This is a genomic window from Roseburia lenta, assembly GCF_014287435.1.
Taxonomy (GTDB): Bacteria; Bacillota; Clostridia; order Lachnospirales; family Lachnospiraceae; genus Pararoseburia; species Pararoseburia lenta.
On sequence record NZ_JACOPG010000004.1, the window covers coordinates 252,464 to 279,245 of the forward strand.

At 46.9% G+C, this 26,782-nt stretch carries 23 protein-coding genes and 1 pseudogene; 21 read left to right on the plus strand and 3 right to left on the minus strand.

What is annotated here, in order from left to right; translation table 11 throughout:
- Positions 1-3 precede the first annotated feature (3 nt).
- From rsmH to H8R94_RS11005, 12 genes are all read left to right on the plus strand, one after another.
- Positions 4-951, plus strand: a complete 948-nt coding sequence (rsmH, locus tag H8R94_RS10950; RefSeq protein ID WP_118281951.1) for a 16S rRNA (cytosine(1402)-N(4))-methyltransferase RsmH — start codon at positions 4-6, stop codon at positions 949-951.
- 26 nt (positions 952-977) lie between these two features.
- The gene (locus H8R94_RS10955; RefSeq protein ID WP_118281950.1) at positions 978-1,445 is read left to right on the plus strand and encodes a hypothetical protein; all 468 of its coding nucleotides are present in this window, start codon (positions 978-980) and stop codon (positions 1,443-1,445) included.
- A gap of 73 nt (positions 1,446-1,518) precedes the next feature.
- Positions 1,519-3,327 carry a peptidoglycan D,D-transpeptidase FtsI family protein gene (locus H8R94_RS10960; protein WP_178011081.1) on the plus strand — a complete coding sequence of 603 codons (1,809 nt, stop codon included), beginning with the start codon at positions 1,519-1,521 and terminating at the stop codon, positions 3,325-3,327.
- 31 nt (positions 3,328-3,358) lie between these two features.
- Positions 3,359-5,107 carry a peptidoglycan D,D-transpeptidase FtsI family protein gene (locus H8R94_RS10965; protein WP_118281948.1) on the plus strand — a complete coding sequence of 583 codons (1,749 nt, stop codon included), beginning with the start codon at positions 3,359-3,361 and terminating at the stop codon, positions 5,105-5,107.
- Between the two features lie 74 nt (positions 5,108-5,181).
- Positions 5,182-6,135: a phospho-N-acetylmuramoyl-pentapeptide-transferase gene (mraY, locus tag H8R94_RS10970; protein ID WP_118281947.1), complete on the plus strand. Its 954-nt coding sequence runs from the start codon at positions 5,182-5,184 to the stop codon at positions 6,133-6,135.
- 24 nt (positions 6,136-6,159) lie between these two features.
- The gene (gene murD, locus H8R94_RS10975; protein WP_186854659.1) at positions 6,160-7,521 is read left to right on the plus strand and encodes a UDP-N-acetylmuramoyl-L-alanine--D-glutamate ligase; all 1,362 of its coding nucleotides are present in this window, start codon (positions 6,160-6,162) and stop codon (positions 7,519-7,521) included.
- 3 nt (positions 7,522-7,524) lie between these two features.
- Positions 7,525-8,649 (plus strand): FtsW/RodA/SpoVE family cell cycle protein, encoded by a 1,125-nt coding sequence (locus H8R94_RS10980; protein WP_118281945.1) that lies wholly within the window; start codon positions 7,525-7,527, stop codon positions 8,647-8,649.
- A gap of 28 nt (positions 8,650-8,677) precedes the next feature.
- On the plus strand, positions 8,678-9,457 hold the full coding sequence (locus H8R94_RS10985; RefSeq protein ID WP_178009275.1) for a cell division protein FtsQ/DivIB: 780 nt from the start codon (positions 8,678-8,680) through the stop codon (positions 9,455-9,457).
- A gap of 139 nt (positions 9,458-9,596) precedes the next feature.
- Entirely contained in the window at positions 9,597-10,835 is a 1,239-nt protein-coding gene (gene ftsZ / locus H8R94_RS10990; RefSeq protein ID WP_118281943.1) for a cell division protein FtsZ, read from the plus strand.
- Between the two features lie 118 nt (positions 10,836-10,953).
- The gene (locus H8R94_RS10995) at positions 10,954-11,685 is read left to right on the plus strand and encodes a sigma-E processing peptidase SpoIIGA (protein ID WP_243238509.1); all 732 of its coding nucleotides are present in this window, start codon (positions 10,954-10,956) and stop codon (positions 11,683-11,685) included.
- A gap of 4 nt (positions 11,686-11,689) precedes the next feature.
- Positions 11,690-12,403 (plus strand): RNA polymerase sporulation sigma factor SigE, encoded by a 714-nt coding sequence (gene sigE, locus H8R94_RS11000; RefSeq protein ID WP_118281941.1) that lies wholly within the window; start codon positions 11,690-11,692, stop codon positions 12,401-12,403.
- 69 nt (positions 12,404-12,472) lie between these two features.
- On the plus strand, positions 12,473-14,074 hold the full coding sequence (locus H8R94_RS11005) for an MBL fold metallo-hydrolase RNA specificity domain-containing protein (protein WP_118535529.1): 1,602 nt from the start codon (positions 12,473-12,475) through the stop codon (positions 14,072-14,074).
- Here the strand turns inward: H8R94_RS11005 and sigG are convergent.
- The 3 genes from sigG to H8R94_RS11020 form a co-directional block, all read right to left on the minus strand.
- The gene (sigG, locus tag H8R94_RS11010; RefSeq protein ID WP_118281939.1) at positions 14,043-14,846 is read right to left on the minus strand and encodes an RNA polymerase sporulation sigma factor SigG; all 804 of its coding nucleotides are present in this window, start codon (positions 14,844-14,846) and stop codon (positions 14,043-14,045) included. The genes H8R94_RS11005 and sigG overlap by 32 nt on opposite strands.
- A gap of 124 nt (positions 14,847-14,970) precedes the next feature.
- On the minus strand, positions 14,971-16,314 hold the full coding sequence (locus tag H8R94_RS11015) for a threonine/serine exporter family protein (RefSeq protein ID WP_243238501.1): 1,344 nt from the start codon (positions 16,312-16,314) through the stop codon (positions 14,971-14,973).
- A 13-nt stretch (positions 16,315-16,327) separates the two neighbouring features.
- Positions 16,328-17,125, minus strand: coding sequence for a DUF4866 domain-containing protein (locus tag H8R94_RS11020; RefSeq protein ID WP_186854661.1), 798 nt, complete (start codon positions 17,123-17,125; stop codon positions 16,328-16,330).
- A gap of 123 nt (positions 17,126-17,248) precedes the next feature.
- Here H8R94_RS11020 and H8R94_RS11025 point away from each other — a divergent pair, with 123 nt between their 5' ends.
- The 9 genes and pseudogenes from H8R94_RS11025 (at position 17,249) to H8R94_RS11060 (ending at position 26,780) form a co-directional block, all read left to right on the plus strand.
- Entirely contained in the window at positions 17,249-18,160 is a 912-nt protein-coding gene (locus H8R94_RS11025; RefSeq protein WP_186854662.1) for a LysR family transcriptional regulator, read from the plus strand.
- Entirely contained in the window at positions 18,157-18,282 is a 126-nt protein-coding gene (locus H8R94_RS12305; RefSeq protein ID WP_279286827.1) for a hypothetical protein, read from the plus strand. Before H8R94_RS11025 ends, H8R94_RS12305 begins: the two co-directional genes overlap by 4 nt.
- Positions 18,283-18,448: 166 nt before the next feature.
- Positions 18,449-19,819 carry a GGDEF domain-containing protein gene (locus H8R94_RS11030; RefSeq protein ID WP_186854663.1) on the plus strand — a complete coding sequence of 457 codons (1,371 nt, stop codon included), beginning with the start codon at positions 18,449-18,451 and terminating at the stop codon, positions 19,817-19,819.
- A 24-nt stretch (positions 19,820-19,843) separates the two neighbouring features.
- On the plus strand, positions 19,844-20,686 hold the full coding sequence (locus tag H8R94_RS11035; protein ID WP_118281934.1) for an aldo/keto reductase: 843 nt from the start codon (positions 19,844-19,846) through the stop codon (positions 20,684-20,686).
- A 37-nt stretch (positions 20,687-20,723) separates the two neighbouring features.
- A complete protein-coding gene (locus H8R94_RS11040; RefSeq protein WP_118281933.1) occupies positions 20,724-22,409 on the plus strand; it encodes a methyl-accepting chemotaxis protein in 1,686 nt (561 codons plus the stop codon).
- Between the two features lie 142 nt (positions 22,410-22,551).
- Positions 22,552-23,172 (plus strand): zinc dependent phospholipase C family protein, encoded by a 621-nt coding sequence (locus tag H8R94_RS11045; RefSeq protein WP_118281932.1) that lies wholly within the window; start codon positions 22,552-22,554, stop codon positions 23,170-23,172.
- A gap of 187 nt (positions 23,173-23,359) precedes the next feature.
- Positions 23,360-23,608: pseudogene (locus H8R94_RS11050) on the plus strand (MFS transporter); the annotation flags it as partial.
- 129 nt (positions 23,609-23,737) lie between these two features.
- The gene (locus tag H8R94_RS11055; RefSeq protein WP_186854664.1) at positions 23,738-25,792 is read left to right on the plus strand and encodes a glycoside hydrolase family 31 protein; all 2,055 of its coding nucleotides are present in this window, start codon (positions 23,738-23,740) and stop codon (positions 25,790-25,792) included.
- Between the two features lie 262 nt (positions 25,793-26,054).
- Entirely contained in the window at positions 26,055-26,780 is a 726-nt protein-coding gene (locus tag H8R94_RS11060; protein WP_330593056.1) for an ABC transporter ATP-binding protein, read from the plus strand.
- Positions 26,781-26,782 lie beyond the last annotated feature (2 nt).

Consider the following 26,782-nt stretch of genomic DNA (forward strand, 5'->3'; position numbering starts at 1 on the left):
TAGATGGACTTTAAGCATTATTCGGTACTCTTACCGGAGACAATCGAACAATTACATATCAAAGAAGACGGCATCTATGTAGACGGGACACTCGGCGGTGGCGGACATTCTTATGAGATCGCCAAACGGCTGACGACAGGACGCCTGATCGGTATCGATCAGGACTATGATGCGCTGGAAGCCGCAGGCGAGAGACTAAGACCATTTGCAGACCGTGTGACTTTGGTACACAGCAATTATGAAGCCATGGTTGAGAGAGTCCACGAACTTGGCATTGATAAGGTAGACGGTATTCTTTTAGATCTTGGCGTATCTTCTTTTCAGTTAGACACACCGGAGAGAGGATTTTCCTACATGGTCGAGGATGCACCTTTGGATATGCGCATGGATCAGGACAATCCGATGACAGCAGCGGATATCGTCAATGACTATTCCGAGGAAGACCTTTATCGCATCATCAGAGACTATGGAGAAGATCGATTTGCAAAGAACATTGCCAAGAATATCGTAAAAGAACGTCAAAAAGAGCGGATCACAAGAGCAGGACAGTTAAATCAGATCATTGAACGGTCGATCCCGAAAAAATTACAGGTTACCGGCGGACATCCGGCAAAGCGCACGTATCAAGCAATCCGTATTGAACTCAATCGGGAATTGGATGTGCTGGAGCAGAATCTGGATGCATTTATCGATCTTTTAGCAGAGGATGGCAGGATCTGTATCATCACCTTTCATTCTTTGGAAGACCGCATCGTAAAGAATACGTTTAAGAAAAATCAGGATCCATGTACCTGCCCGAAAGATTTTCCGGTATGTGTATGTGGAAAGAAGTCCAAAGGACGTGTGATCACAAGAAAACCGATCCTTCCATCCGAAAAGGAACTGGAAGAAAATACCAGATCACGAAGCGCAAAATTACGTGTATTTGAAAGAGGGACAAGCAGCAGATAGTTGGGAGTTTGAAAAAGGAGAGGACTATGACTGAGGTAAAGACTTATTATTATACAGACGGCAATACCGTACGACAGGTAGAACAGCCGCTTCCGGACCGCCATACCAGAGAGCGTGAGATCCGTGAAGAAAGAGAAAGAAAGAGAAGACAGGCAAGACGCAAGGCACAGGCAGCCATGCGCCGCAAACGTGTCTATTCTATGTATATTGTATCCGTGGCAGTTGCATTGGTGGGTCTTTTTGTAGGCTATATCAATCTGACCAACAGCATCACGACACATATGGATAATATTTCGGCTTTGGAGCAGAATATTTCTGATCTCAAGGCATCCAACAGTGCGACCGAGAGCCGCATCGCCAGTGCGACCAATTTAGGCGACATCAAGACGGCTGCCATCAATGAGATGGGCATGGTCTATGCAAATGCTGACCAGATCGTGTATTATGATATGGATAGTAGTGATTATATGAACCAGTATCACAATATTCCATAGGATAGGAGTTTTTTGATTGGCTAGACAGATACGAAGAAGCAGAAGGAAAAAACCGAAAAAGTTACTTAGGAGAATGCATAATAAGCTTTACATTGTTTTTGGAGTATTATGCATTCTTTTTGTGGCTTTGATCTTCCGGCTCATGTATATCGAATACACGAGTGGGGAGAAATACGAAAAGATCGTGCTCTCACAGCAGGAATATGACAGTACGATCATTCCGTATAAGCGCGGTGACATCGTGGATAGCAAGGGGACGGTTCTTGCGACAAGCGTAGATGTTTATAATGTCATCCTGGACAGCAAGGTCTTGCATGCAAACGAGGAAAAGATTTCATCTACCATCGCCTATCTGACCCAGTGCTTCCCGGAGATCACGGCGGACCAGGTCAATCAGGAGATCACAGACAATCCGGATCGGGAATATACAGTGCTGGCAAAGCATGTTTCCTATGAGGAAAAGGCGGCTTTTGAAGCCTTAATGAACGGCGAAGATACCAAGGATCAGATCGCGGGGATCTGGTTTGAAAAAGAATATACAAGGACTTATCCTTACAATTCGCTGGCAAGTGCCATGATCGGCTTTGCTAATGCAACGACCGGTGTGATCGGCTTGGAAAATCAGTATAACGATACTTTAAACGGTACCAATGGCAGATCTTATGGGTATCTGAATGCTGACAGCAATCTGGAGCAGACGGTCATTGAACCGGAAAACGGCTATTCTCTGGTGGCGACAATAGACACCAATATCCAGTCCATCGTGGAGAGTGCCATCTTACAGGCAAACGAGGAGATGAAGCAGGAGACGGAAGGACAGGCGACCGGCAGTAATAATACGGCAGTCCTTGTTATGGATCCACAAAACGGGGATGTGCTTGCCATGGCATCCTATCCGAACTTTGATCTGAATAATCCAAAGGATCTGAGTGCATACTTTACAGAGGAAGAACTGGCGGGAATGTCGGATGAAGACAAGATGAACCAACTCAATAAACTCTGGCAGAATTATACGATTTCAAATACCTTTGAACCGGGTTCTACCTTTAAGCCGTTTACCGAGGCTATGGGACTGGACTCCGGCAGCCTGCGTGGGGATGAGACCTATATCTGCGATGGTAGCGAGTGGGTCAGCGGACATGAGATCCACTGTGTCAACCGTAGTGGTCATGGTACCGAAGACCTGCGTGGGGCTCTGAGGGATTCCTGCAACGATGCCCTGATGCAGATGGTGCGCGCCATCGGACCTGCTAACTTTGCCAAATACAGCAGGGAATACGGGTTCGGACAAAAGACAGGCATCGATCTGCCGGGTGAGGCATCTACGGCATCTTTGATCTTTAGTGAGGAACAGTTGGCGCGGACGGAGTCAAACCTTGCCGTTTCTTCTTTCGGACAGGGCTTCAATGTGACTATGATCCAGTTGGCATCCTCCTTTTGCTCCCTGATCAATGGTGGCAATATCTATCAGCCGCATGTGGTAAAAAAGATCGTGGATGGCTCCGGCAATACCGTGCAGGAGATCAGTCCGGTCGTGACCAAGGAGACGGTTTCCCAGGAAGTCAGTGACACCCTGCGCGACTATATGTACACAGTCGTCAGTGAGGGAACCGGTGCCAAGGCAGCAGTTGAGGGCTATGCTATCGGTGGTAAGACTGGTACGGCGGAAAAAGTGCCGCGTGGATCCGGTAACTATGTGGTATCCTTTATCGGATTTGCTCCGGTAGACGATCCTCAGGTCGTGGTCTATGTGGTCGTGGATGAGCCGCATGTGGCAGACCAGTCACATTGCTCACAATCCTCCTACATTGCAAAGAATATCTTTTCACAAATCTTACCTTATATGAATATTGAACGTATGGATTCTGTGGCAGCAGAATAAAATGTGATAAAGCGTTTTATGGAGGCTTGGCATGGAACGATTGCGTGTGTACTCCCACCGAAAGGCAAAACTGATCGGTGGGACCTTTATCGTCGTTTTGCTGGCTTTAGGGCTGCGCGTAGGCTATCTGATGATCTTTCGGGCAAGCCATTACGCGGAACTGGCGGTAGAGGTGGAGCAGCGGGAGCGCAAGGTGAAGGCGGCAAGAGGACGCATTATTGATAGAAATGGCGTAATTCTTGCGTCAAATAAGACGGTATGCACAATTTCCGTCATACATAACCAGATCGAGGATCCGGAGGCGGTCATTTCCTGCCTGACTAAGGAACTGGGGCTGACGGAGGAAGAAATACGAAAGAAAGTAGAAAAGGTGTCCTCCATCGAAAAGATCAAGACCAATGTGGAAAAAGACATTGGGGATGCCATCCGTGCCTATGATCTTGCAGGGGTCAAGGTGGATGATGACTACAAGCGCTATTATCCCTATGACCGCATCTTATCTAAGGTCTTAGGCTTTACCGGTGGCGACAATCAGGGCATCATCGGGCTGGAGGCTTATTATGATGAGGCTTTGCAGGGAGAGGATGGAAAGATTCTGACCTATACGGATGCCAGAGGCGTGGAGGTCGCCGAACTGGGGGAGGTTCGGCTGGAACCGGAGGCAGGGGATGATCTTTATGTCTCGCTGGACTACAATATTTCACGTTTCGCCACCCAGTTGGCAGAACAGACCATGCAGCGCCATCAGGCATCCGGTGTGGAGATTATTGTCATGAATCCGAAAAATGGGGAGATCTATACCATGGTCAACGTACCGGAGTTTTCCCTGCAGGAACCTTTTACCTTAACGGAATACATGGCGGGGCAGACCGGGGAGAAGACCGATCTTTTAAATGAGATGTGGCGCAATATCTGTATCAGTGATACCTATGAACCGGGATCGACTTTCAAGATTATCACAACGGCTGCGGCACTGGAAGAAGGGGTAGTCACGCCGGAGGAATCCTTTTACTGTAATGGCAGTATCACGGTGGAGGATACGCGGATCCGTTGTCACAAGACAACAGGACATGGGAGCGAGGATTTTACCCATGCCATCATGAATTCCTGCAATCCGGTCTTTATCCAGTTGGGACTGCGCCTGGGAGCGCCGCGTTTCTTTCATTATTTTGAACAGTTCCAGATGCTTTCGACGACCGGGATCGACCTGCCCGGCGAAGGAGCGACCATCATGCACCAGTTAAAAAATGTAGGTCCGGTGGAACTGGCGACCATTTCCTTTGGTCAGTCTTTTCAATTAACGCCCATACAGATGGCATCTACAGTGTCCTCTCTGATCAATGGGGGAGAGCGCGTCACCCCGCATATCGCACTGACCTGCCGGGATCGCGATGGCAAGGTGACAAGAACTTACAAGACCAAGGACAAAGGCAGTGTCGTATCAAAGGAGACCTCTGAGATCCTGCGAGGTCTTTTGCATCAGGTGGTAGCGGAGGGGACAGGTAAGAACGGTCAGGTTGCAGGCTTTGCCGTAGGAGGCAAGACGGCGACATCGCAGATGCTTCCCCGCGGGAGCGGAAAGTATATCGCTTCCTTTATCGGGTTTGCCCCGGCAGAGGATCCCGAGGTCTTAGCCATCGTTATTATCCATGAGCCCCAAGGCATTTATTATGGCGGCACGATCGCGGCACCGGTGTGCAGCCAGTTGTTTGAAAACATCCTGCCTTATCTGGGCGTGGAAGAGACCGAAAAAAATACGGATAGTGCAGTTGCGCAATAGTGCCAAAACACTTATACTATTTAGTTGAAAAAAATGAAATTTGCAAAAGAATGCATAATAAACAAGGAGTCGTTATGGTTGAAAAAATTTTATTTCCGGTACTTATTTCATTTGGGATAGCAACGATTCTAGGACCTATTGTTATTCCTTTTTTACGAAGACTCAAGGTTGGACAGACGGAGCGTGAGGAGTTGGAGTCGCATCAGATCAAGACAGGAACGCCGACCATGGGCGGCCTGATCATTTTGGCAGCGATCGTGATCACATCTCTTTTTTATGTGTCACGTTATCCCAAGATCATACCGATCGTATTTCTTACGGTAGGTTTCGGCGTTATCGGATTTCTGGATGATTATTTAAAGGTTGTTCTGCGCCGTTCGGATGGACTTTTGGCATGGCAGAAGATGCTTTTACAGATCGTGGTGACAACGATCTTTGCCGTATATCTGGTGCGTTACACGGATGTTTCTTTGACCATGCTGGTGCCGTTTTCCGGCGGACATTACATTGATCTGGGCTGGCTTGCCATTCCGCTCATGTATTTTGCCGTGATCGGTACAGTCAACGGTGTCAACTTTACAGACGGACTGGATGGTCTGGCATCTTCGGTAACGGTATTGGTTGCAGTATTCTTTACGGTGGTAGCCGTAGGGATGAACAGTGGAATCGAGCCGGTGACCTGTGCGGTCGTGGGAGCACTCTTAGGATTTTTGCTCTTTAATGTCTACCCGGCAAGTGTCTTTATGGGAGATACCGGATCTTTGGCACTGGGCGGTTTTGTGGCAGCAACGGCTTATATGTTACAGATGCCACTCTTTATCCTGATCGTGGGTCTGATCTATCTGGTAGAGGTTTTATCCGTGATCATCCAGGTGACATTCTTTAAACTGACACACGGAAAACGTATCTTTAAGATGGCACCGATCCATCATCATTTTGAACTTTCCGGCTGGTCAGAGACCAGAGTTGTAGCCGTATTTTCCATCATCACGGCACTGCTTTGCCTGATCGGATATGCAGCACTTTAAACGAGAAAAGTCAGGAGGCAGATTGTGGATATTTCAAATAAGACAGTACTTGTCGTAGGAACAGGAAAAAGTGGCGTGGCAGCAGCAAAACTCTTGCTGCATCATGCAAAAAAGGTATATATACAGGATGGCAATGAGGCTTTGGATGTGGCAGCATTCCGCAGCAAGAACCCGGAACTGACACCGGTGGAACTGATCCTGGGGGATGTATCGGAGGATATGTTAAAGTCCTTTGATATTGCCGTTTTGAGCCCGGGCGTGCCGCTGGATATTCCTTTGGTAGAAAAGATGAAAACTTTGAGCATGACCATCTGGGGCGAGATCGAACTGGCATATGTCCTTGGCAAGGGGCACGTGGTAGCCATTACCGGAACCAATGGTAAGACGACGACAACAACCATGGTCGGTCAGATCATGGCAAGACATTTTGCACACGTGGCAGTCGTTGGAAATATCGGTATTCCTTATACGAGCGTGGCAGAGGAGACGACAGACGACACGGTTGTTGTGGCAGAGATCAGCAGTTTCCAGTTGGAGACCATTGATACGTTTGCACCGAAAGCGGCTGCGATCTTAAATATCACGCCGGATCATCTGAACCGCCATCATACCATGGCAAATTATATTGCCGCCAAGGAGAGCATCGTAAAGAACCAGACCAGGGATGATCTGTGTGTGCTCAATTATAATGATGAAGTCCTGCGTGCCTTTGGAAGGACCTTAGAGCAAAAAGTCGTCTTGTTTTCCAGCACCGAGACTTTGGATGCTGGGCTCTATCTACAGGAAAATGAGATCCTGTGGGCAAGAAATGGAAAGACCGAGCATATTATTTCGGTGGAAGAACTCAATATCTTAGGTGCACACAATTATGAAAATGTTATGGCAGCGGTTGCACTTTGCGATGGCATGGGCGTGCCGATGGAGACTATCCGGGAGGGACTGAGAGCCTTTCATGCAGTAGAACACCGTATCGAGTTTGTCTGCAAAAAGAATGACATTGCCTTTTACAACGATTCCAAGGGAACCAACCCGGATGCCGCGATCAAGGGCATCTGTGCCATGAACCGCAGGACAGTCCTGATCGGTGGTGGTTATGACAAGGAGTCCGTTTATGATGAGTGGATCGATAGTTTTGATGGCAAGGTCAAGCAACTGGTCCTGATCGGACAGACGGCGAAGAAGATCGCGGTCTGCGCCGATGCACATGATTTTCATGATTATGTCTTTGCAGATTCTTTAGAGGAAGCCATAGACATTGCCTATGAGACAGCAGAACCGGGCGAGGCTGTTCTTTTATCACCGGCATGTGCAAGTTGGGGCATGTTTGACAATTACGAACAGCGTGGAGATATCTTTAAAGCATATGTAAGAAATCTAAAGGAGTAATGCATGGAGAGAGCCGTGACTGCGCAAAAAAAGAAAAGAAAGCGCACCGGAACAACCAAATATATCGACTATACCTTACTGCTGATGATCATATGTATCTTAGGTTTTGGTCTTGTTATGTTGTATAGTACCAGTGCCTATAATGCAACCTTGAAGTTCGGCAGTTCCATTTATTATCTGAAAAGACAGGCGATGTCAGCAGGACTTGGTTTTGTTCTGCTTTATATCTGTGTCAAACTGGATTACCATTTTTTTGCCAAATTTGCGGGTGTGGCGTATCTTTTGGCGACGGTTCTGTGTTTGGCGGTAAACTTTGTGGGAACCAGTAGTCATGGATCCTCCCGCTGGCTCAACATTGCAGGATTTTCCTTCCAGCCGTCCGAACTGGCCAAGGTTGCTGTGATCTTATATCTGGCAACGGTAATCAGTAAACGACCGATGGCTATGCGCACCTTCAAGGGCAATATAAAACTGCTGGCAACGATCTTGCCTATCTTTGTGGTGGTTGCCTATAACAACCTGAGTACCGCCATCATTATTGTGGGGATCGCCTTTATCATGGTCTTTATTTCCAGTCCCAAGACGGCACCGTTTATCCTTGCTTTTGTGGGCGTTGCTTTACTGGCGGTTGTCTTTATTTTTGGAACATACCGGCAGGAGCGTGTGCAGATCTGGCTACACCCGGAAAATTACGACACCGGCTATCAGACCCTGCAGGGCTTGTATGCGATCGGATCCGGCGGACTTTTTGGCAAGGGGCTGGGCGAGAGTATCCAGAAACTGGGCTTTGTCCCGGAGGCGCAGAATGATATGATCTTTTCCATCATCTGTGAGGAACTGGGACTTTTCGGAGCCATCTGTGTGATACTTATGTATATTCTTTTATTGTGGCGCCTGCTTTTGATCGCGACCAATGCCAAAGACATGTTTGGATCCTATCTGGTGATCGGCATTATGGTGCATATCGCCTTACAGGTTATCTTAAACATTGCCGTTGTGACCAATTCCATGCCAAACACCGGTGTTACGCTTCCTTTTGTCAGTTATGGAGGAACCTCCATCATGTTTCTGATCGCGGAGATGGGCGTAGCCCTCAGCGTGTCAAAGAGTGCGCATGTGGAGACTTAGGATAGAAAGAGGATGGAGACTGTGATTGATGAAACGAAAAGGAAGAAACAACCAAGAGATCCCAAAGAAAAAAAAGAAGAAATTTTCCAAGTTCCGCTTTTACTTTTTTAATATAGTCCTGGGTGTGATCATCTGCCTGCTTGTCGCCGCTATGGCGATCTATGCTTTTTGTACGGTGCATACGGTGACGGTCAAAGGCAATACCGTCTATACGGAGGAGGAGATCAAGCAGTTGGTACTGGACGACTCCTATTCCAAGAATACGGTCTATGCCTGGGGCAAGAACCTCATCAAGCCAAAGACCGATATTCCTTTTGTGTCCGCAATCAAGGTAAAGATCAAGGGCTATGACAAGTTGGAGATCGACGTGACGGAAAAGAAACTTTTCGGATGCGTTTTGCTTTCGGACAACCGTATGGCTTACTTTGATGAAGACGGAAAAGTGGTGGAGGTGTCGGACCGCGTCATTGAAAATGTGATGCAGGTGTCCGGGATCACCCTGGATAAGGCAAAGGTCGGCAGTAAGGTCGGGCTGGAAAAAGACCAGTTATCCTTCATGTTAAATCTTTTAAAGATCTTAAAGAAGTACGACATTGCGATCAGCAGCCTTTCTTTTGATGAAAGAGGCCGCATTACGGTCGTTTACGGAAGTATTCTGATCTGTGTGGGAAATGATACTAACGTGGAAGAAAAGATCATGCGTCTGCCACATATCCTGCCAAATCTGGAAGGACAAAGCGGGACACTACATTTAGAAAACTGGACACCGGATAACACAGATATTGTGTTTGAAAGACCAAAAGAATAGCCTGTATAAATTTCAAATTTTTTGAAAAATAGGTTGATAAATGAATAAAATTTATATATTATAATCTATATGGGTTTGTAGAATAGGATTTATGGGTTCACTCATAGATTTTGAGATAGGAAGAAGGAGGATTAAGACCTTGCTTGAAATAATGACGAATGAAGCGGATACCAGTGCCAAGATTATCGTGATCGGAGTAGGTGGCGCAGGAAATAACGCTGTGAATAGAATGATTGATGAGAATATCGCAGGTGTTGAGTTTATCGGGATCAATACAGATAAGCAGGCACTTTCCCTTTGCAAGGCACCGACATTGATCCAGATCGGTGAGAAACTGACCAAGGGTCTTGGTGCAGGCGCACAGCCGGAGATCGGTCAGAAGGCAGCAGAGGAGACCGCAGAGGAGATCGCAGCCAATGTCAAGGGCGCAGATATGGTATTCGTTACCTGTGGTATGGGTGGCGGAACCGGAACAGGTGCAGCACCGGTTGTTGCCAAGATCGCCAAGGAGCAGGGCATCCTTACCGTTGGTGTTGTGACCAAGCCATTCAAGTTTGAAGCAAAGACACGTATGGTCAACGCAGAGTCCGGTATTGAGAGACTCAAGGAAAATGTTGATACTTTGATCGTGATCCCGAATGATAAATTATTAGAGATTGTAGACCGCAGAACGACTATGCCGGAAGCACTCAAGAAGGCAGATGAAGTATTACAGCAGGCAGTACAGGGTATTACAGACCTGATCAATCTGCCGGCTCTGATCAATCTGGATTTCGCAGATGTCCAGACTGTTATGAAGGACAAGGGTCTTGCTCATATCGGTATCGGTACAGCCAAGGGTGATGAAAAGGCAACAGAGGCTGTTCGTATGGCAGTAGAGAGTCCACTTTTGGATACGACCATCAATGGCGCAACACATGTCATTATCAATATTTCCGGAGATATTTCTCTTATGGATGCCAATGCAGCATCTACTTATGTCAAGGATCTTGCAGGAGATTCTGTCAATATCATCTTCGGTGCCAAGTATGATGAGTCCAAGCCGGATGAAGCAACGATCACAGTCATTGCTACAGGCTTAGAGGACGCACCGGCAGCAGCACCAAAGCCATCTATGGGCAGTTCTCTCTTAAATAATATGCAGTATGCCAGCGGGCTTGGCACACCAAAGCCATCCGTCAGCGGATTTGGCGCAGGCGTACATACACAGCCTACGACACAGGCACCGAGACCATCGGCAGCATCACAGGCTGGTGGAGCATCTGTAGGAGGCGGTATGGGCAACTTCCCACCACTGACCAAGCCACAGCAGCCGACCAGCACAGTCAAGCAGGAAGACATCAAGATTCCTGAATTTTTAAAGAACACAAGAAAATAATCTAGCAGGCTCGTTTCGACAGAATTTATAAAGCCACTTCCTTATAATTGATCTTATCAAAAGGAGGTGGCTTTTTATTTATGTCGTTTATTTGGATGTTCTTGTTCTACAAAATCTTATGCTGGATCTGGCAAGTCTTCTAGCTCTTGCGATCTGGCAGGAAAAATCTATGTCGGTGCCAAGGCTGGTCTTAGCGAGCCTGCTTGCTACGGGGCTTGGCTGTCTGGCATATCTGTTTTTACATTCCTTTTGGGGCTATGTCATTTTTGTCGTTTTTCTTGTCAATCCACTCATGCTGTTACTGGCATTTGAAAGGACAGCCCCTAAGGCATTGGCAGTCCTTTATTTTCACCTGCTGATCGTTTATGCAGGATTGGGCGGGCTGGTGTCCCTGTTGGATCTGTATCTGCCGGCGGAGATCCGGGACTTCTTATTGCCTCTGACATGTGCTTTGTTTTTTTTGCTTACGGTCATTGCATCGATCTTACAGGCAAGAAAAAGAGAGCAGCGGGAAGTGGCGATCCTGGTGTGTGGGCATGTGGAAAAAATGCAGGCACTCGCCGATACCGGAAATCTCTTGCGTGACCCCATCAGTGGCAGACCGGTTTGCGTGGTGTCGGAAGACTATAAGGAGAAATGGAAGATCCCGGCAGAGCGGATGCGTCTGATCGCTTATGAGACGGTGGCAGGGCAGGATTTTATGGAGATCGTAGCAGCAGATAAATTCCTGATGAAAGAGGCGGGAAAAATGGTCAGCCAGAAAGAGATCCTGCTGGGATTTGGCAAGGCATCCTTGTTTCAGGGGAAAAATTACCAGATGATATTACATAAAGATTTTTGTTGGGAGTGAGCATATGCGTTTATTGTTTCGATGGCTTACGAGAGAGAAACTGGAATTGCTTTACATCGGTGGATGTGAGGTGCTTCCGGAACCTTTGAATGCAAGAGAGGAACAGGCATGTATCGAGGCTATGCAGGATCATCAGGATAAGGAGGCAAAGGAAAAACTGATCGCCCATAACCTGCGTCTGGTCGTCTATATCGCCAAGAAATTTGATAATACCAAGGTGGGAACCGAAGACCTGATCTCCATCGGCACGATCGGTCTGATGAAGGCAATCAATACCTTTGATGCTTCCAAGAGCATCAAACTGGCGACCTATGCGTCGCGCTGTATTGAAAATGAGATCCTTATGTATCTGCGTAAAAATAACAAGCAGAAACTGGAGGTTTCGATTGATGAACCTCTCAATGTGGACTGGGATGGAAATGAACTTCTTTTGTCGGATATTTTAGGCACGGACGAGGATGTGATCTACCGGGATTTGGAGACGCAGGCAGATCTCAAACTATTACATCAGGCCTTAAAGACCTTAAACGGCAGGGAGAAGATGATCATTGAACTGCGTTTCGGGCTACATAGCAAAGATGGGGAAGAACTGACGCAAAAGCAGGTGGCAGACCTTTTGGGAATTTCCCAATCCTATATTTCCCGTCTGGAAAAAAAGATCATGAAGCGGCTGCATCGGGAGATGGCACGGCAGGAAAATGGTATGAAAGTAGTGTGATTTTTTGGAAAAATGTTATATAATATGGGTATGGAACAGAAGATTTTCTGACGAAACGGAGGAGAAGGTATGATCATTGAATTTCTGGGGGCAGCCCATGAGGTGACAGGTTCCTGTCATTATGTGGAAGTGGGCGATAAGAAGTTTTTGGTGGACTGCGGCATGGAGCAGGGGCCGGATATATATGAAAACCAAGAGATCCCGGTACAGGCGAGCAGTATTGATTATGTCTTTGTGACCCATGCACATATCGACCATTCGGGGCTTTTGCCACTTTTGTATGCGCATGGTTTCCGGGGGCAGATCTATGCGACAGAGGCGACGTGTGAACTCTGCAACATCATGTTAAAGGACAGCGCACATATCCAGACTTTTGAGGCAGAGTGGAAGAACCGTAAGGCAAAACGTGCCGGAAGGCCGGAGGTCACACCTTTATATACGGTTGAGGATGCCGCAGGTGTCTTGGAGCAATTTGTGCCGGTGCATTACCATGAGACGATCAAGGTCTGCGATGAGATCACGGTCCGCTTTGTAGATGCCGGACATCTTTTGGGATCATCGTCCATTGAAGTCTGGCTGACAGAAGGAAATGAAAAGCGAAAGATGGTTTTTTCCGGGGATATCGGACAGGGAAACCGACCGCTCATTAAGGAGCCGGAATACTTAAAAGAGGCAGACTATGTGTTAATTGAATCCACCTATGGAGACCGCTTGCATGAGGCGCCGATCGATTTTGCCAAGGCTTTGGCACAGATCATGCGATCTACGTTTCAGGCGGGAGGCAATCTGGTCATACCGGCATTTTCCGTCGGCAGGACACAGGAAATGCTCTACTTTATCCGCAGGATCAAAGAGGAGGGCATGCTGTCTGATTTAGAGGATTTTGAGGTCTATATGGATAGTCCCTTGGCGGTGGAGGCAACTGCGGTCTTTCATGATAATGTATCGGAATGTTTTAGTCAGGAAGCAAAGAGGTTGATCGCCGAGGGCAAGAATCCGATCCGTTTTCCGGGTTTAAAGATGGCAGTGACCAGTGATGAGTCCAAGATGATCAACTTTGACATGAAGCCAAAGGTCATTATTTCGGCATCCGGTATGTGTGAGGCAGGCCGTATCCGCCACCATCTCAAGCACAACCTCTGGCGACCGGAATCTACCATTCTTTTTGTGGGATATCAGGTGCCGGGGACTCTAGGCTTTAACCTTTTAAATGGGGCTAAGGAGGTCAAACTCTTTGGTGAGACTGTCCATGTGGAGGCACGGATTGAAAATCTGCCGGGGATCAGTGGTCATGCCGATAAGAATAAATTGCTGGATTGGATGGGCGGCTTTGAAAAGGCGCCAAAGAAGGTCTTTGTCGTACATGGGGAGGATGCTGTCTGTGATTCTTTTGCAGATGCCATCCATGAAAAATACGGCTATGAGGCGTATGCACCTTATTCCGGCGACCGCTTTGATCTTCTGACCGGAGCCTGCTTGGAGCAGGGCAGCCGACAGGTAAAACAAAAGAAGACGCCATCCTCCAAGGCATCTTCCAATGTATTCGCCAGACTGCTTGCCGCAGGAGAGCGGCTTATGCGCGTGATCCGGGACTGCGAGGGCATGGCGAATAAGGATCTGGCAAAATTTGCCGATCAGATCAATGCTTTGAGCGACAAGTGGAGCCGGTAAGATAGTGCTCCATGGATTTTAAGGCGTTTTTTTCGAGGCGGGAAACCTGGGCTTGGGAGATCTGGATCTCAGAGGCAACTTCCATTTGGGTTTTCCCTTCAAAAAAACGCAATTTTATGATATGGGATTCTCTTGGACTTAAGGTTCCAAGGGCATCATTTAAGGAGAGACTTTCGACCCAGTTCTCTTCTTTATTTTTTTTGTCACTGATCTGATCCATGACATATAAGGTATCGCCGCCATCATTGTAGATAGGATCATAGAGGGACAGGGGGCTTTGCATGGCATCTAAGGCATAGATCATATCTTCCACCGGGATGCCTGCGGCAGCGGCGATCTCGTCCATGGTAGGTTCTGTTACGCTGGTGCGCAGGAGATTTTCTTTGGCAACGATTGCTTTGTAAGCGGTATCGCGCAGGGAACGGGAAATGCGGATACTGCTGGAAGTGTCACGCAGATAACGGCGGAGTTCGCCTATGATCATGGGAACAGCATAGGTAGAAAACTTGACATTCATAGTCGGGTCAAAATTGTCAATGGATTTGATGAGCCCGATGCAGCCAATCTGAAAGAGGTCGTCCAGATTTTCCCCATGACCGGAAAAACGTTTTAAGACACTGAGCACTAGGCGCAGATTTCCCTTGATATAGGTCTCGCGTGCCTGCGCGTCCCCTGCTTTTATCTTATCCCAAAGTTCATTCTTTTCTTCATCGGATAGTAAGGGCAGTTTGGCAGTGTTGACACCGCAGATCTCAACCTTGTATGTGCTCATAAAAAAGACCTCCAACTTCAACTACTTTTAGTGTTGCCAAGTTGTAGGTCTTTTATGCGCCACAGGGACGTTCCTTTTGCCATAAGGAGTGTCCCCTTTGGCAAAAGAAACGTCCCTGTGGTATCTAGGTGCAATAGCGGAAGGTTTTGTCGGTGAGGATGCGGGCAAAGATCAGCCCAAGAGGCAGGGCTAAGATGACAAGGAGTGCGGATGCCAGCCAGGAAGCCGCAGCCGTCAGGTTCATAATGCCAAGATTATAAAAGCCCTTGTAAAGGTAAAGCCCCGGAACCATGATGACAATGGATGGCACGGTCAGGGAGATACGCGGATAGCCTGCCAATCCCTTTAAGGTGGAGGCTAAGAGGCCGGCGATAAAAGCCCCGATAAAGGCTGCAGCGGCAGGTGGCAGGGCAAGCAGGTCGATTAGTTCCAGCCTTACGGTATTGGAAATGGCACCGATCAGACCGGCGGCAAGTGCCAGTCGCACGGGACTGTTAAACATAATGGAAAAGCCAAAGACCCCGCAGCAACTGGCGAGCAGGCGGAGCAGGATCCATTGCCAGAGGACTAAGTTCAAAGGCAAAAAGTCCATAGGCTGTAAGCCCAAAGACATAGCCAGGATCCATGCGGTCATGGTAGCGACCGTAATGATGATCAGCGAGTAGACCAGACGCTCGGTGCCGGATCGCATATCCAGTTTGGCGAGATCGATACCGCTTGTAATGAAAGGAAAGCCGGGAATGATAAATAACATGGAGCAGATATAGCCGGCTTCGTGCTCCAGCCGTACCGCAAAGATGACCTCTAAGAGTTTTAATAAAAGCGTGTAGGACAAGCATGCGGCGGAAACGGAGGCAATGATGCACAAAAATAAGGTAAAGTGGTGCTTGGACAGTTTACAGCGGATGTAATTGCCGATGCCCGCGCCGACAAAGGCGCAGAGCATTTCCACAATGCCGCCGCCCAGCAGAAAAGTGAAGGCTCCGCAGGCTAGAGCGGCAGAGGCGGCTAGTGTGAGTGGTGAGTATAAGCCATGTATTTTTTCGATATCATCCAGAGCAGAATGAATCTGCTCACAGGTCTGCTGTCGTTCGTTTTTGGAAAAATTGGAAACAAACTTTTCCAGACGGTTCAACTGCGAAGTGTTGACCCCGGTATTGGTCAGGCAGAGAGACTGGCTGAAACTGTCGTTTCCGTCAATACAGGTATAGTTGATCGACATGAGTCCAATGTCCACTGTGCAGGTGATGTCCATGAGTTCGGATAGGGTATTCATGGAACTGCGGACACGCCAGGCTCCGGTTCCGCATGCTAACATCATGATGCCGACACGCCCGATGACAGATGCCTTGGCAGGCAGTGTGGCAGAGATGATCGGCATGGTATCGTTGGGGTCGCTGTAGTCATGCCATAAAATATCCATATGGTTTTTTTTGATGCCGGGTTGGGCTTGTAATGTATTCATCATGCTGCCTCTTTTCCTAGAACTCCAGACTGTCACTGCCGGCAGTCTTTATCATTTCTTCACGGCAGGAAAGTACCAGTCCGTCGATCACACTTAGGTGCTGCAGCATCTTATTTTCAAACTGATGGATGGGAAGCAGGACGCCGAGTTCATCAAACGATTTGCCGGAGCGGATGCCGGTTTCCTGTCCGTAATATACAATAGCGGAATAGGCTTCTTCCTGAATATCATGGAAAGTCGACCAGATTACATCATAAGCCTGGGCTTCGGTCAGACCTAATTTTTTGGTATCCGGCAGGGCATAGAGGATGAGGATGCCGCGCTCCCTGTTTTCCGCTTTCTCGCAGATATCCATACCGGAGGTGTAGTAGCGAACCAGATCATAGGCGTCGGCGAGATAGAGTTTGGAACGTGGGGCGGCATGATGCGCCTGATAGATCTCATGGAATTTCTTATATTCATGTCTGGAGACAAGGTCTGCCTTGTCATTGAGCAGGTTTCCGTCCACATCGGTCAAAAGGACAGGATTTTCTCCATTCTTCCCATGAAAACGCTTCGGGATAAGGTAAGTTTCCTTTAAAAGGTCAAACATGCTGCGGTTAAACAGTTCCAGCAGTAAGGCACTGACATCACCGTTTTTGTAAGCGCCCAGCAGGACTTCTGCAAAATGATGGGGATCCGGGTCCGTTGTGCGCTTGTCATCACACAGATGATCGTAAAAAGCATCCATCAATCGTTCACAATACTGGTCAGAAGACAGGATTCTGGAAAACATATTTTCCACTTCTTCTTCTCTTGGTAATACCAATGACATAAAAATCATCTCCTATTTTAGTTGTTTTCTCTTTCTAATGTGATTATAATTTTATGGTAGCAATAAATAAAAGATATCATTGATATGATAATAATCATGATTTGATATGATAGAGGAAGGCCTATGAATGTCAATTTTGAGTATTATAAGATCTTTTACTATGTGGCAAAATACAAGAACTTTACCAAGGCGGCACATGCCTTAAATAACAGCCAGCCCAATGTGACCCGGGCTATGAATTGTCTGGAACATGAGTTGCATTGCACCCTTTTTGTCCGCACCAACCGTGGGGTTTATCTGACTCCGGAGGGCGAAAAACTCTATGTCAGGGTGTCTGCCGCCATGCAGCAATTTCAACTGGCAGAGGAAGAATTGTCGGATTGTGTAGGCTTGGAACACGGAACGATCTCCATAGGCGCCAGTGAGATCGCCTTAAATATCTTTCTTCTGGACCATCTGCGGGTTTTTCACAGGGAGTATCCGGGGGTACGCCTAAAGATCAGCAACCATTCGACCCCGCAGGCGATCCGTGCGGTGCGCAGTGGAGAAAGCGATTTTGCCGTGGTGACGACGCCCATACAGGTAGAAGCGCCGCTCAAAGAAGTTCCTCTGGAGGATTTTCAGGATATTCTGATCGGTGGTCCCATGTTTTCAGATCTTTTGGGACAAAATAAGAAGTTGAAGGATCTGCGGGGCTATCCTTTGATCTGTCTGGGGCAGGAGACAACGACCTACCGCTTTTACCATGAGTGGTTCCGGGTGCAGGGAGAGGAATTTTTGCCGGAAACCCAGGTGGCGACGAGCGACCAGGTACTGCCTCTGGTAAAAAGTGATCTGGGACTGGCTTTTCTGCCACAAAAGATGGCGGAACCTGCCCTTATGGCGCAGGAGGTGATCGGGATCCGGCTGGAGGAAGAAATCCCGGCGCGCAGGATCTGTCTGGTCTACGATGCCAAACGCCCGATGAACGCTGCAGCACAGAAACTCAAAAAGATACTGATCGATAAAGAGGTGATGGAGGAGAAGAAAGCATGATACTGCAACAATTAAAATATGTCATCACCGTAGCGGAGGTGGGGACGATCACAGAGGAGGAACAGTGGGCAAAATTAAAACTGGTCAAGGAAGTGGCAGAAGAAGTATGGCAGGATGCATGATGATAGGATGCCAATACATCTTTTGCAGGAAAAAGCACAAGATCCAGTATATTTTTTGACGACAAAATACACTTATTAGTTGGAGAAACGAATAAAGGATGGTATAATATACATATTGCGATAGATAATTCCAAAGCAAAATGCAAGGATTTGGAGACAATACAATATGGGGAAAGGATATGAACTGGAAAAAAGGGTTCTGGCAATGATATCTGAACAATATGAGGGCATATATCAGTTGAACCTGGCGGACAAGAAGGTCATCTGCATCTATGACGGACGGGATGCATGGGGACCGGATGACGTTTTGGATCGTGACATCTGGAGAGATCGTCTGGTCGGACTTTGCCATCCGGAAGACAAAGAGAATCTACAATCTGTTTTGGCAGAGGATTCTCTTTTTCTGCTAGGGAAAAAAGAGGCAAAGACAGACAAGATCAGCAGGGATTTCCGTTTTATGATCGAGCAGGGCTACCGGTGGATCAACCTGATGCTGGTGCCGGATCCTGCGCATGGGCAGATCACGGTGACCTTTCGCGATGTGACCCATCGCTATGAGTATGATGAGATCATACGACGAAAGAATATGGAATTAAGGCGGATGTTACAGACTGCGGAACAGTATCGGGATGCTCTCTTGACTGAATCGGTTGTCTTATATCAGGTCAATTTTTCAAAAAACCTGATCGAGAATGAGATCTTCCAAAGAGATAAAAAGACCAATGGCATGGTAAGGGTATTGAATACCGTAGGCATCCATACACCATGTGCTTATGATGAATATTGCGCCAGATGGCAGGGCAGAGTGTCAAAGGATACGCTGGCGGAATACCGCAAGTTTTCCTCTGCGTCTTATATGGTGGAGGCTTATCAGGATGGGAAGACACTCTTGCGACAGGATTACCGCACCCTGGATTCCACGGGAGAAGAGATGTGGATCAATAAGACGATCTATCTGACCAAGGACAATATCCAGGGAGATATTATCGGTATTGTCAGCCTGCGCAATGTTACAGACCGCTATCGGCAGGATTACCTGCGGGAGTCTTTGGAAAAGCAGGCATCACTGGATCTATTGACCGGACTTTACAATCATGTGACTGGCGAACTTCTGATCAAGAGCAAGATCGATAACGAAAAGTACGTGGACGCTGCATTTATCATTTTTGACATAGATTCTTTCAAAAAGATCAATGATACCCATGGACATTATTTCGGAGACTGTGTCTTGCAAAAGGTATCCGATTGCCTCAAGGGCTGCATCCGTGAGGAACAGGACATTGCCGCACGATACGGCGGGGATGAGTTTGTCGTATTCATGACTTACAAGCAGGAGGATGACATCAAGGATATCGTTGAGCGCATCTTTGATAGTGTTTCCTGCCAGTATGAGGGGCTTGTCATCAGCGTCAGTATGGGCATCTGTCTTTCCAGCGCCTGTGATGGCGGCTATTATGACCTCTACAAGAAAGCGGACAAATCCTTATACGCTGCCAAGGCGGGAGGTAAGGGACAATATGTGTATTATGAGGCTTAGATACAGATAAAGGAGACTCTTTTTATGCAGACTATGACACTTTTAAATCAAACAAAGATACCTGTTTTAGGATTTGGTACTTATAAGATCACGGATCCGACACTTGCAAAAGAATCTGTAACAGAGGCAATTTGTCGTGGATACCGGCACGTGGATACAGCGGCTTTTTATGAAAATGAAGTTGCGGTTGGTCAGGCTATCCGGGACACGATAGCAGAAGGGGGTCTGGCAAGAAAAGATCTGTTTGTGACCAGTAAAGTTTGGAAAACAGAAAATACTTATGATAAGGTGATGGCATCTTTTGAAAAGACCATGGAGAATTTGGGATTAGACTATCTGGATCTCTATTTGGTACATTGGCCGGCATCGGACGCTTTTGACCCAGATTGGAAGGAGACAAATCGGCAGGTTTGGCGAGCCATGATCGATATTTATCGGAGCGGACAAGTGAAAGCCATCGGCGTGTCAAATTTTTTGGTGCGGCATTTAGAGACGATTTTGGAGATGGAAGTGCTTCCTATGGTGGATCAAATAGAAATCAATCCTGGATTTTTACAGAGAGAAACTGTGGATTTTTGCCAGAAACAGGGGATTATTGTTGAAGCGTGGAGTCCTTTGGGCAGAGGACGCATTTTTGATGACCCGACCTTGCTGTCCTTGGCAAATAAATACGACAAAACAGTAGCACAGATTGCACTTCGCTGGGAACACCAACACGATATTGTTGTACTACCAAAGACGGTCACACCGAGTCGGATGACGGAGAATATGCAGATTTTTGATTTTGAATTGTCTTATGATGATATGGAAACGCTGGATGGCATGGATCCCGTGGGGGCATCGGGGCATAGTCCGGATCAGGCATAGGGCATTAAGATATAAAGGATGTATGGAGGAATGAAAGATGAAAGAAAGTAAAGCAAAAAAGAGAGGAACGATCGCGGTAAAAATTGATGCACTTGTGCTGATCATGGTTATTCTATCTAACATTATCTGTCTGAGTGTACTGGTGTCCAGCAGTAGAAAATACATCAGATCGGCGGTGCAAAATAGCATGCTGGATATGGTAGATTCTTATGCGAAGTTGATTGAAACGGATATTGAACAAAGTGGCAAAGATGATTTGGATTATGATGGCTATGCCGCTATCTTAGACGATGTCGGTGTAAAAGGGATGGAGAGTTCCTATGTCTATGTGGTCGATGAAAATGGCACCATGTTATATCATCCGACGGAGGATAAGGTAGGCAATCCGGTAGAGAATACAGTCGTCAAAGGTTTGGTACAGCAATTGGCAGAGGGAGAGCATCCAAAAGATGCGGTTGTGACCTATGATTTTAATGGAGTAGAAAAATATGCCGGATATTCCATTATTGGTAATAACAATATTGTTGTTGTCAGTGCGGATGAAGATGATGCACTTACCGGAATCAATACCACAACAAGGACAGCCATTGGTATTTTGATCGTACTCATTATTCTGGCCAGCATTGCGGCACTTATTTTTGGCAGAAGGCTGGTAAAGCCACTTGTGACCTTAAGCGGTATTATTGAGGAGGTTGCCAATGGTAATATGAATGCCGATTTTTCCGGTATTAAAATTACCAATGATGAGATCGGCATGATGGCAACCAGTGTAAAAGATATGACGGGTACACTGGGCGGTATCGTAGAAAAGATTCGTGCTACCAGCGATGCTATGGCACAACACAGCAGCAAATTAAATGATACCAGCGAACAGACTCTGGCTGCCAATGGAGAGATCAGTAAGGCAGTAGAGGATGTTGCGATCGGTTCTACCAATATGGCGACTTCTATTTCCGATATCAATGTGGATCTGGGAAGTATGCATGATGAGACACAGACGATCGATGCTTCTGTTCTGGATATCGAAACCCAGACACATTCTGTATTGGAGAGCAGTGCTATCATGAACCAAAAGATGCATCATATGCAAAGTAGCAGTGAAAAGATGGAAGAAGGCATTGGCGTTATTGCAGAGCGTGTGGAAAAGGTCAATGCGGTTGTGGAAAAAGTCAGTGATATCATCGGCGTAATTGAAGATATTTCCGGACAGACCAATCTTTTGTCACTCAATGCATCCATTGAGGCTGCCCGTGCAGGAGATGCCGGTCGAGGATTTGCAGTGGTGGCAGAAGAGATTCGTGTGCTATCTGATAATACAAGCGGTGAATTAAATAATATCAAAGAGATTATTTCAGAATTAGTAGAGGAGTGTCAGGCATGTATGCGGGCATCTCAGGAAGTTGTTTCCGATAATGCTGTGCAAAAAGAGGAGATCAGCAGCGTCTTGCAGGAGTTTGCTAGTTTAGATGATCAGATTGGTCGGACAGCGGACAAGGCGGAAGAAATCAAGGGCTTGGTAGATCAGATGGTTTGCTTGAATCAGAATATCACGGACAATAGTAATGGACTTACGGATGTAAGTTCTTCCAATGCTGCCGCAACCGAGGAAATGACAGCCAATATTGAGGAACTCAATGCCATGATGAATGGTGTGGCGGAAATGGCGGGACAGATGAATGAGCAGGCAGGATTCTTAAATGAGGCTTTATCTTATTTTAAATAGCATCTGTTCACAGAAATAACATGACTTTTACACAAAAGGTGGTATCTTTTTTACAGAGAACGTGGATAATGGTATATGTAAGGTAAAAAGAGAAAAGATGAGCGCGGGACTGGGCGCAGTGTGAAAGGGATGCAAAGCGTAAATGAAAACATTGAGTCACAAATATCTGGCAGAACATATCGCAGGGCAGTATCTGCGAGGTTTTTCCATGCTGGAAAAAAATGCATACATATATGGGGCAATTGCACCGGATGTCAACAAGGTCACCTATCTGCATGGATGGAAAGGTAATAAAAAGTTTTTCGGACACAATTATGAGAACAGCAGTCAGACCATGGATCATCTGATCAAAAAACTGGAACGGTCGACGCCGGGTGGAGGGATCTATTTTTACCGTCTGGGCAAGTTGACCCATTACATCGCAGACAGTTTTACCCATGTGCACAATGGCTATTTTACAGGCAGTCTTGCCGAGCATGTGCAGTATGAAAGTGCTTTGCACAAATGCCTGTTAGAACAGATCCCATTTCAAAAGATGGTCTTACCTACCTTTGATGTCAAGGCCCTGCATGAGCATCATGATACTTACGCAGACCTGTACCCATCCCTAGAGATCGATCTTTTATATATTTCATCCATGGTCTTGGCAGCGACCCTCTGTTATGCTGACAGACCCCAATACGTTGGCAGGATCTTATGGGATTTCCCAACATGGAGCGTACAGCAATTTCCGCGATTTTACAGACAGTTTACAACCTTTTAACAAAACGCAGATAGAAGCACCCTAAGGGGTGCTTTTATAATGTTATTTGTTATGGGAGATGAGTGCGCTGGCATGAAGCTTTTATCTCCTGTGACAGATACATTATTTTGCAGGTAAAAGGAGTATAAAATGAGTAAACTGAAACTGACAAAACTGGAAAAATCCTGGGTTTTGTATGATGTGGGTCATTCTGCATTTCTTCTGCTATATTGATGGCGTATATACCATTATCGATATGGCTACAGCGTATGGAACAGCACTGGGGCTGGATTCGACCGGACTTCTTTTAGCACTTCTGGTAACCCAGATCGTGGCATTTCCATCTGCATTGATCTTTGGAAGGCTTTCCCAGAAGTATGAGTCCAAGCATCTGATTCCGATCTGTATTGTGGCTTATACAGTGATCGCTGTTTTTGCCTTTTTCCTGGATTCCCAGACTAAAAGGCGCAGAGATCGGAGGAGAATTTCTTTGGCAAAAAAGAATATGTAAAATATCTGAAAATTGCGACCTCTCGCACAAGTTGTGGTATAATTATGACAACTTAGAGTGTGGGAGGTTTTTTCTATGGATCGTTTTTATGTGGAGGCTGCACCGATTGCAGAAAATAAGACCTATGTGAGCGGACAGATCCGTCTGAGTATTATTACAGACCATATTTTGCGTCTGGAGCGTGTGGAAGGAGATACCTTTGCGGATCTGGCAACGCAGAAGATCATGCATCGTGATTTTGGCAGCCCGTCTTTTTCGGTAAAGGATAATATGCTGGATATCGAAGTGACGACGGCAGACCGGGTCTTTCATGTGGATAAGGAGACCCTGCTTGTGTCCGTGAAATTGGAGAACTACTGGGTAGACAGCCATCAGGTACATCCGCTGGGTGGGACATTCCGAACCCTGGATAATGGCTTGGGCGACCGTATTTTATTTGGAGAAAATAAGGGACCGGTCAAATTATCGGACAGTATCTTTTCTCTGGAGGGGGTAGCGGAGATCGATGATTCCGCATCCTATCTTCTGGAAGAAAACGGCACCTTATCTGCCAGAAGATCAGGCGATATCGACCGCTATATTCTGGCATTTGGCAAGGATTATCTGGGCGGTCTGCGCGAGTTTTACGGTTTGACAGGATTTACACCGCTTTTGCCCAAATACGCACTGGGAAACTGGTGGTCACGCTACTATGCATATAGGCAGCAGGAATATATTGATCTGATGGATAAGTTTAAAGACAAGGGAATCCCGCTTACCGTTGCCACCATCGACATGGACTGGCATCTGGTAAAAAATGTGCCAAAGGATGCGACGACCCACAGCAAATTCTGGGGCAGGGGCTGGACGGGCTATACCTTTGATACAGACTTATTCCCGGACTACAAGCAGTTCTTTCGCGACTTAAAAGAGCGGGGGCTTGCTATTACCATGAACCTGCATCCCCATGACGGCATCCGCTATTTTGAAAAGCAATATCCTGCCATGGCAAAGGCGAATGGCATTGATCCGGCAAGCAAGGAGCCGGTAGAATTTGACTTTACCGACCGGACATTTGTAGATTCCTATTTTGATCTGGTCTTACATCCTTACGAAGAAGATGGTGTAGATTTCTGGTGGATCGACTGGCAGCAGGGGCGCAAGTCCAATCGTCAGGGGCTGGATCCTCTGTGGCTGCTCAACCATTATCATACCTTAGATGCCGGGCGGGATGGCAGAACGCCACTTATCCTTTCACGCTATGCCGGATGCGGCTCCCACCGTTATCCGCTGGGCTTTTCGGGCGATACCATCGTGCGTTGGAAGAGTCTTGCCTACCAGCCGTACTTTACCATTGCAGCATCAAATACGGGTTACAGTTGGTGGTCACATGATATTGGCGGGCATATGGGAAGCAAGGGCAATCCGGAACTCTATACCCGCTGGGTACAACTGGGCGTCTTTTCTCCGATCAACCGTTTACACTCTACCCGGGATAAATGGAGCAAGGAACCATGGCTTTATGGGACAGAGGCAGAAAAGATCGTGACCAAGTTCCTGCAGTTGCGTCACCGCCTCCTGCCATATCTTTATACGGCAAATGTCAGGACGGCGCGGGAAGGACTTCCTATTGTCATGCCTATGTATTATCTGCATGACTGCAAGGAAGCCTATGAGGCAAAGACCCAGTATTACTTTGGCACGGAAATGATCGTGGCTCCGGTTGTGACCAGGCAAAATAAAGAGGGATTGGCACCGGTCAGTGTCTGGCTGCCGGGGGGCAAGTGGACAGACTTCTTTACCGGTCAGGTCTTTGAGGGCAATCATACCTATGAACTCTTTGTGCCGCTGGACCGCATACCGGTCTTTGTAAAGGAGGGCGGTATCGTGCCGCTTCTTGCCGATTACAGGAATAATGATCAGGAATTTAGATCTCTGGAAGTGTGTTTATATGCAGGTAATGGAAAGTATCGCCTGGAAGATGAAGCAGGCGGTATCGACTTCTCCATGCAAAAGACAGAGGATGGCATCGAGATCTTTGTCACAAAAGAGGAGACCTGTCCTACCGAAAAATTGGCGATCCGGGTCATTGGGGCAAGCGATACGGTTTATCATGTGCATGGAAATATGGAATACAGCATACAGATATAAGTTTAATTTCATACTATTTTAGTAGGCGATAGGGAGTACATCCTAAATGCATATAGGAATACGGGAAATGTACAAAATACAGGACATGAGCGTAAAAAAAGGCATAAAAAGGGTGTATTTCCTATCTTTATGTGGTAATATATCTTCGTGTGCCGCAGGGACGTTCCTTTTGCCACAAGGAGTGTCCCATTTGGCGCAAATAGCCAATAGGGACACTCCTTGTGGCAAAAGGAACGTCCCTGCGAGAAGAGGAGATATAAAGGTGTTAGAGTTACAGGATATTTGTTATGAGACCGAAGATGGCAAGTTGATTTTAGACCATATCAATGCGACCATCGAGGATCATTTTGTTGTGATTACAGGACCAAACGGTAGTGGAAAATCAACACTTGCCAAGGTTATTGCCGGGATCAATAAGCCGAGCCAGGGGCGGATCCTTTTAAATGGAGAAGATATTACCGACTGGTCTATTACCGATCGTGCCAATCGTGGGATTTCTTATGCTTTCCAGCAGCCGGTCCGTTTTAAGGGGCTGACGATCAAAGATCTCATGTCACTGGCGGCAGGAAAGGATGCGACAGTCAGCGAACTTTGTGATCTCTTGTCTGAGGTAGGGCTTTGTGCCAAGGATTATATCAACCGAGATCTGGATGGCAGTCTTTCCGGCGGCGAGTTAAAGCGTATCGAGATTGCTATGGCATTTGCCAGAAATTCCGATCTGACCTTGTTTGACGAGCCGGAGGCAGGAATCGATCTGTGGAGTTTCCAGAAACTTATCCATGTCTTTGAAAAGATGGTGGCAGTTAGCGACGGAAACATCCTTATTATCAGCCATCAGGAGAGGATCTTGGATATTGCGGACAAGGTTCTTTATTTAAAGGACGGCAAAGTTGAAATGTACGATACAAAGGACAAGGTTCTGCCAAAGATCATGGGCATGCCGAGTTCGACCTGTAGTGTACTGACAGAAAAGATGAAGGAGGACTAAGG

Excerpts from the sequence above, each read along its gene's own strand:
- H8R94_RS11045 (WP_118281932.1), top strand. The coding sequence starts at position 22,552 with ATGAAAACATTGAGTCACAAATATCTGGCAGAACATATCGCAGGGCAG.
- H8R94_RS11020 (WP_186854661.1), bottom strand. The coding sequence starts at position 17,125 with ATGTCATTGGTATTACCAAGAGAAGAAGAAGTGGAAAATATGTTTTCC.
- H8R94_RS10965 (WP_118281948.1), top strand. The coding sequence starts at position 3,359 with ATGGAACGATTGCGTGTGTACTCCCACCGAAAGGCAAAACTGATCGGT.
- H8R94_RS12305 (WP_279286827.1), top strand. The coding sequence starts at position 18,157 with ATGATACTGCAACAATTAAAATATGTCATCACCGTAGCGGAGGTGGGG.
- H8R94_RS10995 (WP_243238509.1), top strand. The coding sequence starts at position 10,954 with ATGCTGGATCTGGCAAGTCTTCTAGCTCTTGCGATCTGGCAGGAAAAA.
- H8R94_RS11025 (WP_186854662.1), top strand. The coding sequence starts at position 17,249 with ATGAATGTCAATTTTGAGTATTATAAGATCTTTTACTATGTGGCAAAA.
- H8R94_RS10980 (WP_118281945.1), top strand. The coding sequence starts at position 7,525 with ATGGAGAGAGCCGTGACTGCGCAAAAAAAGAAAAGAAAGCGCACCGGA.
- sigG (WP_118281939.1), bottom strand. The coding sequence starts at position 14,846 with ATGAGCACATACAAGGTTGAGATCTGCGGTGTCAACACTGCCAAACTG.
- H8R94_RS10985 (WP_178009275.1), top strand. The coding sequence starts at position 8,678 with ATGAAACGAAAAGGAAGAAACAACCAAGAGATCCCAAAGAAAAAAAAG.
- H8R94_RS11030 (WP_186854663.1), top strand. The coding sequence starts at position 18,449 with ATGGGGAAAGGATATGAACTGGAAAAAAGGGTTCTGGCAATGATATCT.
- H8R94_RS11055 (WP_186854664.1), top strand. The coding sequence starts at position 23,738 with ATGGATCGTTTTTATGTGGAGGCTGCACCGATTGCAGAAAATAAGACC.
- H8R94_RS10955 (WP_118281950.1), top strand. The coding sequence starts at position 978 with ATGACTGAGGTAAAGACTTATTATTATACAGACGGCAATACCGTACGA.
- H8R94_RS11035 (WP_118281934.1), top strand. The coding sequence starts at position 19,844 with ATGCAGACTATGACACTTTTAAATCAAACAAAGATACCTGTTTTAGGA.
- H8R94_RS11015 (WP_243238501.1), bottom strand. The coding sequence starts at position 16,314 with ATGATGAATACATTACAAGCCCAACCCGGCATCAAAAAAAACCATATG.
- mraY (WP_118281947.1), top strand. The coding sequence starts at position 5,182 with ATGGTTGAAAAAATTTTATTTCCGGTACTTATTTCATTTGGGATAGCA.
- rsmH (WP_118281951.1), top strand. The coding sequence starts at position 4 with ATGGACTTTAAGCATTATTCGGTACTCTTACCGGAGACAATCGAACAA.
- sigE (WP_118281941.1), top strand. The coding sequence starts at position 11,690 with ATGCGTTTATTGTTTCGATGGCTTACGAGAGAGAAACTGGAATTGCTT.
- H8R94_RS11005 (WP_118535529.1), top strand. The coding sequence starts at position 12,473 with ATGATCATTGAATTTCTGGGGGCAGCCCATGAGGTGACAGGTTCCTGT.
- H8R94_RS11040 (WP_118281933.1), top strand. The coding sequence starts at position 20,724 with ATGAAAGAAAGTAAAGCAAAAAAGAGAGGAACGATCGCGGTAAAAATT.
- H8R94_RS10960 (WP_178011081.1), top strand. The coding sequence starts at position 1,519 with ATGCATAATAAGCTTTACATTGTTTTTGGAGTATTATGCATTCTTTTT.